14 protein-coding genes are annotated in these 12,859 nt (G+C 37.7%); all 14 read right to left on the bottom strand.

All coding sequences use genetic code 11. The features are described from left to right. Positions 1-8: 8 nt before the first annotated feature. Positions 9-428, bottom strand: coding sequence for a F0F1 ATP synthase subunit epsilon (locus tag SP041_RS10370; RefSeq protein ID WP_025565304.1), 420 nt, complete (start codon positions 426-428; stop codon positions 9-11). A 15-nt stretch (positions 429-443) separates the two neighbouring features. Continuing rightward, the gene (gene atpD / locus SP041_RS10365) at positions 444-1,841 is read right to left on the bottom strand and encodes a F0F1 ATP synthase subunit beta (RefSeq protein WP_025565305.1); all 1,398 of its coding nucleotides are present in this window, start codon (positions 1,839-1,841) and stop codon (positions 444-446) included. A 28-nt stretch (positions 1,842-1,869) separates the two neighbouring features. Next, on the bottom strand, positions 1,870-2,736 hold the full coding sequence (atpG, locus tag SP041_RS10360; RefSeq protein ID WP_025565306.1) for a F0F1 ATP synthase subunit gamma: 867 nt from the start codon (positions 2,734-2,736) through the stop codon (positions 1,870-1,872). A 47-nt stretch (positions 2,737-2,783) separates the two neighbouring features. Then, on the bottom strand, positions 2,784-4,325 hold the full coding sequence (gene atpA, locus SP041_RS10355) for a F0F1 ATP synthase subunit alpha (RefSeq protein WP_025565307.1): 1,542 nt from the start codon (positions 4,323-4,325) through the stop codon (positions 2,784-2,786). A 12-nt stretch (positions 4,326-4,337) separates the two neighbouring features. Then, complete coding sequence (gene atpH / locus SP041_RS10350) at positions 4,338-4,871, bottom strand: F0F1 ATP synthase subunit delta (protein ID WP_025565308.1); 534 nt, start codon at positions 4,869-4,871, stop codon at positions 4,338-4,340. A gap of 11 nt (positions 4,872-4,882) precedes the next feature. Further along, on the bottom strand, positions 4,883-5,353 hold the full coding sequence (gene atpF, locus SP041_RS10345) for a F0F1 ATP synthase subunit B (RefSeq protein WP_025565309.1): 471 nt from the start codon (positions 5,351-5,353) through the stop codon (positions 4,883-4,885). 38 nt (positions 5,354-5,391) lie between these two features. Continuing rightward, positions 5,392-5,649, bottom strand: a complete 258-nt coding sequence (gene atpE, locus SP041_RS10340; RefSeq protein ID WP_025565310.1) for a F0F1 ATP synthase subunit C — start codon at positions 5,647-5,649, stop codon at positions 5,392-5,394. An 85-nt stretch (positions 5,650-5,734) separates the two neighbouring features. Then, a complete protein-coding gene (gene atpB, locus SP041_RS10335) occupies positions 5,735-6,535 on the bottom strand; it encodes a F0F1 ATP synthase subunit A (protein ID WP_025565311.1) in 801 nt (266 codons plus the stop codon). Next, positions 6,519-6,929, bottom strand: coding sequence for an ATP synthase subunit I (locus SP041_RS10330; RefSeq protein ID WP_025565312.1), 411 nt, complete (start codon positions 6,927-6,929; stop codon positions 6,519-6,521). The genes atpB and SP041_RS10330 overlap by 17 nt, the downstream gene beginning before the upstream one ends. Before the next feature lie 227 nt (positions 6,930-7,156). Next, positions 7,157-8,065, bottom strand: coding sequence for a ParB/RepB/Spo0J family partition protein (locus tag SP041_RS10325; RefSeq protein WP_025565313.1), 909 nt, complete (start codon positions 8,063-8,065; stop codon positions 7,157-7,159). 1 nt (position 8,066) lies between these two features. Next, positions 8,067-8,861, bottom strand: coding sequence for a ParA family protein (locus tag SP041_RS10320; RefSeq protein WP_025565315.1), 795 nt, complete (start codon positions 8,859-8,861; stop codon positions 8,067-8,069). A gap of 30 nt (positions 8,862-8,891) precedes the next feature. Further along, positions 8,892-9,518, bottom strand: a complete 627-nt coding sequence (rsmG, locus tag SP041_RS10315) for a 16S rRNA (guanine(527)-N(7))-methyltransferase RsmG (RefSeq protein ID WP_025565316.1) — start codon at positions 9,516-9,518, stop codon at positions 8,892-8,894. Beyond that, the gene (gene mnmG, locus SP041_RS10310; protein WP_025565317.1) at positions 9,518-11,407 is read right to left on the bottom strand and encodes a tRNA uridine-5-carboxymethylaminomethyl(34) synthesis enzyme MnmG; all 1,890 of its coding nucleotides are present in this window, start codon (positions 11,405-11,407) and stop codon (positions 9,518-9,520) included. The genes rsmG and mnmG overlap by 1 nt, the downstream gene beginning before the upstream one ends. 370 nt (positions 11,408-11,777) lie before the next feature. Then, the gene (gene mioC, locus SP041_RS10305; RefSeq protein ID WP_025565318.1) at positions 11,778-12,239 is read right to left on the bottom strand and encodes an FMN-binding protein MioC; all 462 of its coding nucleotides are present in this window, start codon (positions 12,237-12,239) and stop codon (positions 11,778-11,780) included. Positions 12,240-12,859: the final 620 nt, after the last annotated feature.

Genomic DNA, 12,859 nt, shown 5'->3' with positions numbered 1-12,859 from the left:
TTAAATATCTACTTACGTATTAACTTAATCGCGCGTAACTGTGCAACAGCTTGCGCAAGCTGTGCAGTAACAAGTGCAAAATCAATATCCTTAGAAGGATTTGACATTTGAGCTTCAGCAGCACGTTTTGCTTCTTCTGCTTTCGCTTGGTCAAGATCTTGACCACGAATTGCAGTATCGGCTAATACGGTAACACCACCAGGCTGCACTTCAAGAAAACCGCCTGAGATATAAATGACTTCTTCGCCACCATCTTGTTTAACTAACTGAACCATTCCTGGTTTAATCGGTGTAAGTAATGGCGTGTGACCATGCATAATGCCTAGTTCACCTTCTTGACCAGATACTGATAAATGCGAAACAAGCCCTGAGAACAGAGATTTTTCAGCACTTACAACATCTAAATGTGTGGTCATTGATTTAGCCATAGTAACCTCCAGCTGTTACATTTTTTTAGCGTTTTCGACAGCTTCTTCAATTGCACCTACGTATAGGAACGCTTGCTCAGGGATGTCGTCGTATTCACCAGCAATCAAACCTTTAAAGCCAGCTAATGTGTCTTTAAGCGGTACGTAAATACCTGGGTCGCCTGTAAATACTTCAGCTACATGGTAAGGCTGAGTTAAGAATTTCTCAACTTTACGTGCACGAGATACGATTTGCTTATCTTCTTCAGAAAGCTCATCCATACCTAGGATAGCAATGATATCTTTCAGCTCTTTATAACGCTGTAAAATACCTTGTACACCACGTGCAATATCGTAATGCTCTTGGCCAACAACTAATGGATCAAGTTGACGTGAAGTTGAATCTAACGGGTCAATCGCTGGGTATAAACCCATTGATGCGATATTACGGTTAAGTACAACTGTTGCGTCTAAGTGAGCAAAGGTTGTTGCAGGAGATGGATCCGTTAAATCATCGGCAGGTACGTATACCGCTTGGATAGAAGTGATAGAACCCGTTTTAGTAGAGGTAATACGCTCTTGTAAAACACCCATCTCTTCAGCAAGTGTTGGTTGGTAACCAACGGCTGATGGCATACGACCTAGTAGAGCTGATACTTCAGTTCCTGCTAGTGTATAGCGGTAGATGTTATCAATGAATAGAAGTACATCTTTACCTTCATCACGGAAGCGTTCAGCCATAGTAAGACCAGTTAGGGCAACACGTAAACGGTTTCCTGGTGGCTCATTCATTTGACCGTAAACCATTGCTACTTTTGATAATTCAGGTTTTTCAACGTTTACAACGCCAGCTTCCTGCATTTCAAAGTAGAAATCGTTACCTTCACGAGTACGCTCACCAACACCAGCAAAAACAGACAAACCTGAATGTTTAAGTGCGATGTTATTGATAAGTTCCATCATGTTAACTGTTTTACCAACACCAGCACCACCGAACAGGCCGATTTTACCACCTCTTGCGAATGGGCAGATTAGGTCGATAACTTTGATACCTACTTCCAGTGTTTCATTTGATGCTGACTGCTCTTCATAAGAAGGAGCTGCACGGTGAATCTCGTATTGTTCATCAGAAACAACAGGACCACATTCATCAATCGGCTCACCCAATACATTCATAATACGGCCTAATGTAGCCGTACCAACAGGTACTGTGATTGCATGTTTAGTATCAGTAACTTCTAAACCACGACTTAAACCCTCAGAAGCACCCATAGCGATACAACGTACAACGCCGCCACCAATTTGTTGCTGCACTTCCATTGTTAGGTTTTTCTCAGTCACGATCAGTGCACTGTATATATTCGGAACGCTTTCTTGTGGGAATTCAACATCCACAACAGCACCGATAATCTGTACGATTTTACCTGAACTCATTTCTGATCCTCTAAAATCTATATTAAAATTATACCGCAGCCGCACCACCACAAATCTCAGAAAGTTCCTGAGTTATTGCAGCTTGACGTGCTTTGTTGGCAACAAGTTGTAAATCTTCAATCAAGTCACTTGCGTTGTCTGTTGCAGCTTTCATTGCAACCATACGTGAAACTTGTTCACACGCTAAGTTTTCAACTACCGCTTGATACACTTGAGATTCAACATAACGAACTAGTAGTGAATCTAAAATATTTTTAGCATCACCTTCGTAGATGTAATCCCAGTGATGGGCGGCAACTTCATCATCACTTTCTGCTTTTGGCAGAGGCAATAATTGACTGATTGTAGGTTCTTGTACCATGGTACTAACGAATTTATTGTTCACTATATATAAACGATCAAGTTTACCTTCATCGTAAGCATCTAACATTACTTTTACCGAACCGATTAAATCATCAATTGCCGGTGCATCACCCAAAGCCGTAGCTTGAGCAACAATGTTAGCGCCTAAATTACCAAAGAAACTTTTTGCTTTAGAACCGATAACGGCTAAATCAATTTCAACACCAGCTTCGCTGTGTTTTTTCATTTCTTGGATAACTGGTTTAAACAAATTAATGTTTAAACCACCACATAAACCACGATCACTTGAAATGACAATATAACCAACACGTTTCACTTCTCTTTCTTCAAGATAAGGGTGATGGTATTCCAAGTTACCTAATGCGATATGACCGATCACTTTGCGCATAGTCGCTGCATAAGAAAGACTGCTTTGCATACGCTGTTGCGCACGACGCATCTTTGATGCTGCAACCATTTCCATGGCACCAGTAATCTTTTGAGTATTTTTCACACTCGCGATCTTATTTCTAATTTCTTTATCGCCGGCCATTTCTAACTCCTAATTAATGCTAATTAACGACTCGCGCCGTTAATTAATTACCAGGTTTGCGTCGCAACGAAAGATTCTAAAAGTGCTTTAAATTGCCCTTCAATTTCTTTGTTGTAATCACCAGATGCATTAATTTGAGCATAGAACTCAGCATGCTCATTTTTAGCGTAAGAGATTAAAGATGCTTCAAAGTCTAATACTTTTTCAACATCGACATCATTTAAGAAGCCTTTCTCTGCAGCAAATAGTGATAACGCTTGTTCAACAACTGACATTGGAGCATATTGTTTCTGCTTCATTAATTCAGTTACTTTTTTACCATGATCAAGCTGTTTACGAGTCGCTTCATCTAAGTCAGATGCAAACTGTGCAAACGCTGCTAATTCACGGTATTGCGCTAAAGCAGTACGAATACCACCAGAAAGCTTTTTAATCACTTTACACTGAGCAGCACCACCAACACGAGATACAGATATACCTGGATCAACGGCTGGACGTACACCACTATTAAATAGCTCAGTTGTTAAGAATATCTGACCATCTGTAATAGAGATTACGTTAGTAGGTACGAATGCAGATACATCGCCCGCTTGTGTTTCAATGATTGGTAATGCTGTTAATGAACCAGTTTTACCTTTCACTGCACCTTTAGTAAAGGTTTCAACGTAATGCTCGCTTACACGAGATGCACGCTCTAGAAGACGTGAGTGAAGGTAGAAAACATCACCAGGGTATGCTTCACGACCAGGTGGGCGTTTAAGCAATAGTGAAATTTGACGGTAAGCAACAGCTTGCTTAGAAAGATCATCATATACAATCAGTGCATCTTCACCGCGGTCACGGAAGTATTCACCCATTGAACAACCAGCATATGGAGCTAGGTATTGCAGTGCAGCCGCTTCAGAAGCAGAGGCAACAACAACGATAGTATTTTCTAATGCGCCATGCTCTTCAAGTTTACGTACTACGTTGGCAATTGTTGACGCTTTTTGGCCAATTGCTACATAGATTGAGTATAAACCTGTTGATTTTTGGTTAATGATTGCATCGATTGCAATAGCAGTTTTACCTACTTGACGGTCACCGATGATAAGTTCACGTTGACCACGACCGATTGGAATCATTGAATCAATTGATTTCCAACCAGTTTGTACTGGTTGATCAACTGATTTACGATCGATAACACCAGGTGCAATAACTTCAATTGGAGAGTAACCATCGTTTTCGATAGGTCCTTTTCCATCAATCGGCTCACCCATTGTGTTTACAACACGACCTAGAAGACCTTTACCTACTGGTACTTCAAGAATACGACCAGTTGATTTTACCTTTTCACCTTCTTTAAGGTTACGGTAAGGTCCCATTACTACTGCACCTACCGAGTCACGCTCAAGGTTAAGTGCCATAGCAAAGCTACCATTTGGTAGTTCGATCATTTCACCTTGCATACATTCAGCAAGGCCATTGATACGAATAATACCATCGCTTACAGAAACGATTGTACCTTCATTTCGCGCTTCGCTTACCGCTTCAAATTTTCCAATTCGTTGCTTGATAAGATCGCTAATTTCAGTGGAATTCAGTTGCATGCTAACTTCCCATTATGATTGTAAGGTATGTGATAAACGAGATAATTGACCGCTAGCTGTGCTATCAATCACTAAATCTCCAGCAGTAATTACCATCCCGGCAATTAAGCTTTTATCAATACTACAATTTAGGTTTACTTTTCGTGCGAGACGTTTTTCTAGCGAAATACTCAACTCATTCAATTGAACTTTAGACAGAGCGTAAGCAGAGACAACATCAGCGTCGATCTCTTTTTTATACTCAGTTTCTAAATCAGAAAAAAGTTGTGTAATGCGAGGCAAAACACTCAAACGTCCATTTTCAGCTAATACTTTAATAAAGTTTTGACCATTCTCATCGAGTTGGTCGCCACAAACATTAATAAATAGATCAGCTAACTCTTTTGGTGCTTTATCGCGTGTTAGTATTTTTGCCATGGTTGCATCCTGTGCAACTTCAGTGGCAAAAAACATCATCGTAGACCAAGCTTCGATATTGTTATTACTAACTGCAAATTCAAAAGCGGCTCTTGCATAAGGACGAGCTACAGTAGTCAATTCAGACATAACTTCGCTCCTTATAGTTCAGCAACTAATTTATCAATAATGTCGCTATTCGCTTCTTTATCAATAGTACGCTTAATGATTTTCTCAGCACCCGCAATAGCTAGAACAGCAACTTGTTGACGTAACTCTTCACGAGCACGGTTACGTTCAGCTTCAACTTCAGCTTCACCTTGAGCAACAATTTTACTGCGCTCTGTTTCTGCTTCATTTTTAGCTTCTTCAACAATTTGTGTACGACGCTTATTAGCTTGATCAATAATTTCTGCAGCTTGTGCTTTAGCTTCTTTCAGCTTTTCAGCTGCTTTTGCTTGCGCAAGTTCAAGATCTTTTCCTGCACGTTCAGCTTGCGTTAAACCATCAGCAATTTTCTTTTGACGCGCTTCAATTGCGTCTAAAAGTGGTGGCCACACATACTTCATGCAGAACCAAACAAATATCGCAAATGCGATAGCTTGGCCAATTAGGGTTGCATTAATATTCATAACAGCTCCTTAGTAATTAAGTAAATTAGGATCCGTTATTAGCCCGCTAGTTGAGCTACAAATGGGTTTGCAAATGTGAAGAATAATGCAATACCAACACCGATCATTGCGATTGCATCGATAAGACCAGCAACAATGAACATTTTAACTTGTAACATAGGTGCCATTTCAGGTTGACGAGCAGCACCTTCTAGGAATTTACCACCTAAGATACCAAAACCGATAGCTGTACCAGCAGCGCCTAAACCAATTAGAAGTGCTACAGCGATTGCAGTAAAACCTAATACTGTTTCCATGAAAAATTCTCCAAATAAAATAAGTTGTTTTAATGTTTAAAAGTAATTACTAATAAAAGTAAAAGTTAACGTCATACCTAAATAATTAATGATCTTCGTGCGCCATACTCATATATACGATAGTTAACATCATAAATATGAAAGCTTGTAGAACAATAATTAAAATATGGAATACTGCCCACGGAAAATACAGTGGTAATTGCCAGTAACCCAGTAGTGCTATCAAAATAAAGATTAACTCACCTGCATATAGATTTCCGAATAAACGCAGACCTAATGAAACTGGTTTAGCTAATAGCGTTACAGATTCAAGTAGGAAGTTTACAGGGATAAATGCCCAGTGGTTAAACGGTTGCATAGTTAGTTCTTTAACGAACCCACCGAAACCTTTTACTTTAACAGTGTAGTAAATGATTAAAGCGAAGACACTCAATGACATACCAAGTGTTACGTTTAAATCAGTTGTAGGTACAACTTTAAGATAAGGTACTCCGATAGCTTGCGCAGCGTGAGGTAGCAAATCAACAGGAACTAAATCCATTAGGTTCATTAAGAATACCCAAACGAAAATAGTTAATGCTAAAGGTGCTATCAAGGCATTTTTGCCATGAAATGTATCTTTTACATTCTCGTCTACAAAATCAATTACCATTTCGATGAAACACTGTAACTTACCAGGTACACCAACAGTAGAATGTTTTGCAACACTACGAAACAACCAAAGAAATAATACACCGAGGCCTACTGCTACCAGTAGAGAATCGACGTGAAAAGTCCAAAATCCAGCATCATGCGCATTCCAGCCACCATCAACACTCCATGTAAGGTTTGTTAAATGATGTTGAATATAACTTGATGATGTTAGAGCTTCACCTTGACCTGACATGTTTTATCCCATCGTTGTTATAGAAAAAGAAAGGCGCTAACCACTGCGAAGCAACAAGCAATGAGAATGAAATATAAAAAGCGATCAAAGATAACGTTCCATATTTTAAAAACACAACAAATAACAACACAGTTAAAAAGAGTTTAATAGCCTCTCCTGCGTAAAACCCCCTAAGTACCTTTTGAGATTGCCGAGCACCTGCGTGAGCAAATGTCATCAAAACAAAAACAAGATTAGGAAGCAAAAAAGTGATTCCTCCTAGCAAAGCTGAATAACCTGCTTTATTCGAAAAAAACACTGTTGAAATCAATGCAGCAAATAGCACTAATAATAATTGAAAAGTCACTAATTTCAGCCCTGAAACCTGACCTTTTTTTGCTAGTTTATCAACCACTCCGATTTCCTTTTACTAGCTAGCTTGAAACATTAAAAATAACTAAATTAATCATTTTATTGTCACAAACTAAAACCCGCGCAAATTATACCGACAAAAAATGTCAATGCAATATGAGTGAGCTCTTGTGATGCAAGAATAGAGTAAAATTGAGGTATATTTAATATTAAATGAATTAAATATTTAATGACCTAAAATAATAAATTGCTGAAAAGATGTATTTATTTTTAATTATTTTCAATTAATGTGATCAATGCATCTAAGTCAGTGATGGAAGTGTAATCTATAACTAGTTTTCCATTACCGTTTTTACTATTTTTAGCTGTTACTTTGAGACCAAATTTATTTTCTAAAGTTGTAACAAACAACTCAGTTTTGTCACAAACTAAAGCGGTTTTTTTAACTTTATCTGGGGTTTGAGCCTGTTTAACTAATTTTTCAGTTTCACGCACGCTCAATACTTTACTAACAACCGTCTTTGCAAGGTCAGACTGTAATTGCCCTTCGCATACTAATAAAGCTCTAGCATGACCCATTTCTAAGTCACCATGTTCTAATAATATTTGAACATCTTCATTGAGGTTATTTAAACGTAATAAATTACTAACAGCTGTACGCGATTTACCGACTGCGGTCGCCACTTCTTGATGTGTTAACTCAAATTCATCAACAATACGCTTTAACGCGATCGCTTCTTCCATTGCATTCAGGTTTTCACGCTGAATATTTTCAATTAAAGCAATCGCAATCGCAGCATCATCTTCCACATTTTTAATCAAACACGGAATAGAAGCTAATCCAACTATTTTAGCTGCACGCCAACGACGTTCACCTGCAATAATCTCATATTTTTGATGACCGGTCTCTCGAACTACAATCGGTTGAATAATGCCTTGAGCATGAATTGAGTTAGCTAACTCTTGTAATGCATCAGCTGACATATCACGACGAGGTTGGTACTTACCAACCTGCAACAGGTTGATATCTAAGTCTTGAAGGGCACCTTGTTCATTACTAACAAGTTGTTGCGTCTTTTCAGCATTAATATCATGGGAGACTTGTTTGTTGCGTGTAACAGTACTGCTACTTAACAATGAGTCTAATCCTTTCCCTAACCCTCTTTTTTTACCTAGCATATTAAATCACTTCCTGATCAGTACTGATAGATTGTTCTTCTCGTCTTAATATTTCACCGGCTAATGACAAATAAGCTCTTGCACCCGTTGAGTTTTTATCATAATACATCACCGGTTTACTGAAACTAGGTGCTTCAGCTAAACGAATGTTACGAGGGATGATCGTACGGTAAACTTTATCGCCAAAATGTTTTTTAAGCTGATCTGATACATCGGTAGATAATCTATTTCTAGGATCGTACATCGTACGTAAAATACCCTCGATCTTAAGATCTGCATTAACAACAGCAGTTAATTTGCTTATGGTATCGATTAAGGCTGTTAATCCTTCTAAAGCATAATACTCACACTGCATTGGTACTAATACTGAATCTGCTGCTGTCATGGCATTAACAGTCAGCATATTCAATGAAGGAGGACAATCAATAAAGATATAATCGTAAACCTCTCTAGCACCTTCTAAAGCCGTTCTTAAACGGGTTTCACGTGCGAAAAAGGTCATTAACTTAACTTCAGCTGCAGTAACATCGCTATTAGCGGCCACTAAATGAAAACCACCTGTTGTTTCAGTTTCAACAACGTCAGAAAGCGGTAACTCATCGATTAATAGATCATAGGCTGTATGTGCAACTTCATATTTATCGATACCACTACCCATGGTGGCATTACCTTGAGGATCGAGATCGATAATAAGTACTTTGCGTTTTGTTGCAGCCATTGAAGCCGCTAAATTAACACAAGTAGTGGTTTTGCCTACACCACCTTTTTGATTTGCAATTGCTATTATTTTACCCACAAAAACCTACTTAATAATATATGAGAGTTATTACGATACACGCTTAACTTTGACTAAACAGCGTTCACCATCTAATTGTGGGACTTGTAATGTAACTGACTCTATAAATTCAAATTTAGAATCTAAATTAACTACTTCAGATTCAGGATATTGCCCTTTAAGGGCTAAAAAATGTCCACTTTCATTAGGTAAGTGACTGCACCAAGATAGCATATCTTCCAATGAAGCAAAGGCACGACTTAACACACAATCAAAACCAACTTCTGGTTGATATTCTTCAACGCGACTTTGTACTATTTCAACGTTTTTAAGCCCTAAGCTAAGAATAGCTTGACGAATAAAACGCATTCGCTTCCCTAAACTATCTAATAAAACAAATTGCTTATCAGGATTTAAAATAGCCAAAGGTAAGCCAGGTAATCCTGGTCCAGTACCAACGTCAATAAAGCTATTGCCCTGTAAATAAGGAGATACGACTATACTGTCCAAAATATGTTTGACAAGCATTTGTGATGGATCACGGACAGAAGTAAGGTTATAGGCTTTGTTCCACTTAGCTAATAGCTCTACTAACGCTACTAGTTGAGAGGCCTGTTGATCAGTTACAATTAAGTCAGTTTGTGCTAAAAGGCTATCTAATTGAGAACGTAAATTCATTATCCAGCCTTACGACGAACGCCGCTTTTCTTTAAATAGATTAATAAAATAGAGATAGCTGCAGGGGTGATCCCCGAGACTCTTGATGCTTGTCCAATGCTGTGTGGTTTAATATCGTTTAATTTAGCCGTCACTTCATTTGAAAGACCTTTAATCTCCGAATAATCAAGATCGACAGGTAACGCAGTGTCTTCATGACGTTTCAATTTTTCAATTTCATCTAACTGGCGATCGATATAACCTTGATATTTTATATTTATTTCAACTTGTTCAGCAGCAATAGGATCGGCAATTGCTGGTCCTAAACCTTCAATTTTCATCAAGCTTTGATAGTTCACTTCAGGTCTACGTATCATTGCTTCCAATGTGCTTTCACGTTGCATAGGTTTTTTCAATAATTCATTAATTTTATCGGCATTAATAGAATTTGGGTTAACCCATTGGACTTTTAGACGTTTTAATTCAGTTTCTACAAGTTCTTGTTTTTCGCTAAAGGCTTTCCAACGAACATCATCGACTAAACCAAGTTCACGTCCTTTCTCTGTTAAACGTGTATCAGCATTGTCTTCACGTAACAGTAATCGATATTCAGCACGACTAGTAAACATACGGTAAGGTTCTTTAGTACCTAACGTTGATAGATCATCAACTAAAACCCCCATGTAAGCTTGATCACGGCGAGGAGCCCAACCTTCTTTATCTTGTACTTGTAAACCAGCATTCATACCTGCTAACAAGCCTTGTGCTCCCGCTTCTTCATAACCAGTGGTACCATTGATTTGCCCTGCAAAAAATAAACCATCGATATATTTGCTTTCTAAAGTCGCTTTAAGATCACGTGGATCAAAATAATCATATTCAATTGCATAACCAGGTCGAGTTACAAACGCATTCTCAAATCCTTTCATCGATTGAATAAATTCAAGTTGAACATCAAAAGGTAAACTTGTAGAAATACCATTAGGGTAAACTTCGTGGGTCGTTAAACCTTCTGGTTCAACAAATATTTGATGTGAATTTTTATCAGCAAAACGCATGATCTTATCTTCAATAGAAGGGCAGTAACGAGGACCTACACCTTCAATCACACCAGAATACATTGGACTTCTATCTAAATTAGCTCGAATGATATCGTGTGTTTTCTCATTGGTATGAGTGATATAACATGGAATTTGACGAGGGTGTTCACTACGGCTACCTAAAAATGAAAATACAGGTGTTGGATCATCGCCATGTTGAACTTCTAAACCAGAAAAGTCGATACTACGCGCATCAATACGTGCTGGTGTACCTGTCTTTAAACGTCCCATACGTAATGGCATTTCTTTTAATCGATCAGATAACGTAATCGAAGCTGGATCACCTGCTCTACCGCCACTGTAATTTTTTAAACCAATATGAATTAAACCATTTAAGAAAGTACCTACTGTCAAAACCACTGTTTTTGCAGAAAAGCGAACGCCCATTTTAGTAATTACACCAACAACGCGATCGTTTTCAATAATAAGATCTTCAACTTCCTGTTGGAATATTTTTAAATTTTCTTGGTTTTCTAGTTTTTCACGAATAGCTGCTTTGTACAGAAGACGATCTGCTTGTGCACGAGTAGCACGAACAGCTGGTCCTTTACTTGAATTAAGGGTTCTAAATTGAATACCACCTTTATCAATCGCTGATGCCATTAAGCCACCTAAAGCATCAATCTCTTTAACAAGATGTCCTTTACCAATCCCACCAATAGCAGGGTTACATGACATCTGACCCAAAGTCTCAATATTGTGAGTCAATAACAGGGTTTTTAATCCCATTCGAGCTGGCGCAGCAGCAGCTTCTGTTCCCGCATGGCCACCGCCAATAACGATAACGTCAAATTGTTCATGGTAAATCATAATATTCCAAATACAGCAGTATAAAATTAAAGCGTGATTTTACTCTTTTAAAAAATAAAGGAAAGCAACAAGGTTGTTTTAAAAGAAAACAATAGTATTAGTATTATATATAGATCTTTAAAGATCTTTTATTACTATACTTATTAAGCAAACGCATTTCTGTGTAGAACACGTTTAATCGATTAAAGATCAGGATCTTAAAAGAGATCCGATCGTGTGCATAATAAGGGATCTTAATGCGATCAACCTGCGTATAGAAACAGCCTTTATCAACAGGGCTTCTTATGCACATTTTTATAAAGTAATTACGCCAAACTAATTCAATAGTTATAAATGAATTATGCACAGAACCTTGTGGGTAACTTAATCATTAATTCGTTAATAAATTAAGATCTTTTATCCATAATGGGATCCAATCATCAACACGATCTTCAGGAATTGGAGAATCCACTACATCAATATTGAAAATATTGCCTAAACGCTTAGCACCTTTATCTCTTAACAGAAGATCAAAATATTTTGCTGCATAACAATAAGTATCGTAATTTGAATCGCCAACGCCAATTAAACCAAAATGCACATTCGTTAATTCATCAGATAGATCATTAATCTGTTCAACAAACATTTTAAAGTTATCTGGATAATCTCCTGCACCGTGTGTTGCTAAACAAATTAACCATATATGTTGGCCTTCTATATCTAACATCGTCAGGTCTGGAGAAAAGTGAACTTGAGAAGCAAAACCTGCAGCTTCTAAAAGTGGCTGTGTTGCTTCAGCTACATATTCCGTTCCGCCTAATGTACTACCAACTAATATATCTATATTAATCACAATATTTACTCTCTCTATATATAGAAATAATGAATTTATAAAACAGGGATACATTATAACGAGATAAATAGTAAATATAGAGATGAATTAGTATAAAAATAAAGCAGGTTGTTCGCTAAATAATCATTCAAACAAAAAATCGAATAAAACAGTAATTAACACTTGCCAATGTGATCTCAATCCCTATAATGCGACCCCACAGACACGGGATGTAGCGCAAGTTACCTAGCGAGTTTGAGAATAAAATAAACGCGTTAACGATTCGAACTTCGGTTTGAAATTAAGTTAAAATAAGACGTTGACATTGTTCGAAAGGCGCGTAATATACGCCGCCTAGCCGAAAGGCACGCTCTTTAACAATTTAATCAAACAATCTGTGTGAGCACTTGTTGTTGATGTGATTTCAAAAAAATCAAAGTCCTTTCTTGTAAAGGCAACATCAATAATAGTGACACACGAAATAATTCATTATTTCAGAATAATAAGTTGTTAATTGCTTATATTTATATAAGTCATTAGCAGTAAGTTTTAGTCAGTAGTATTGAGTCGCACTTTTAGTTAAGTGCAAATTAAACTTTAAATTGAAGAGTTTGATCATGGCTCAGATTGAACGCTGGCGG

Origin of the sequence: Psychromonas sp. SP041, assembly GCF_000470315.2 — a bacterium.
GTDB lineage: Bacteria > Pseudomonadota > Gammaproteobacteria > Enterobacterales > Psychromonadaceae > Psychromonas.
Note: the sequence above shows the minus strand (reverse complement) of the source record. Positions and strands in the feature narration are given on the sequence as shown.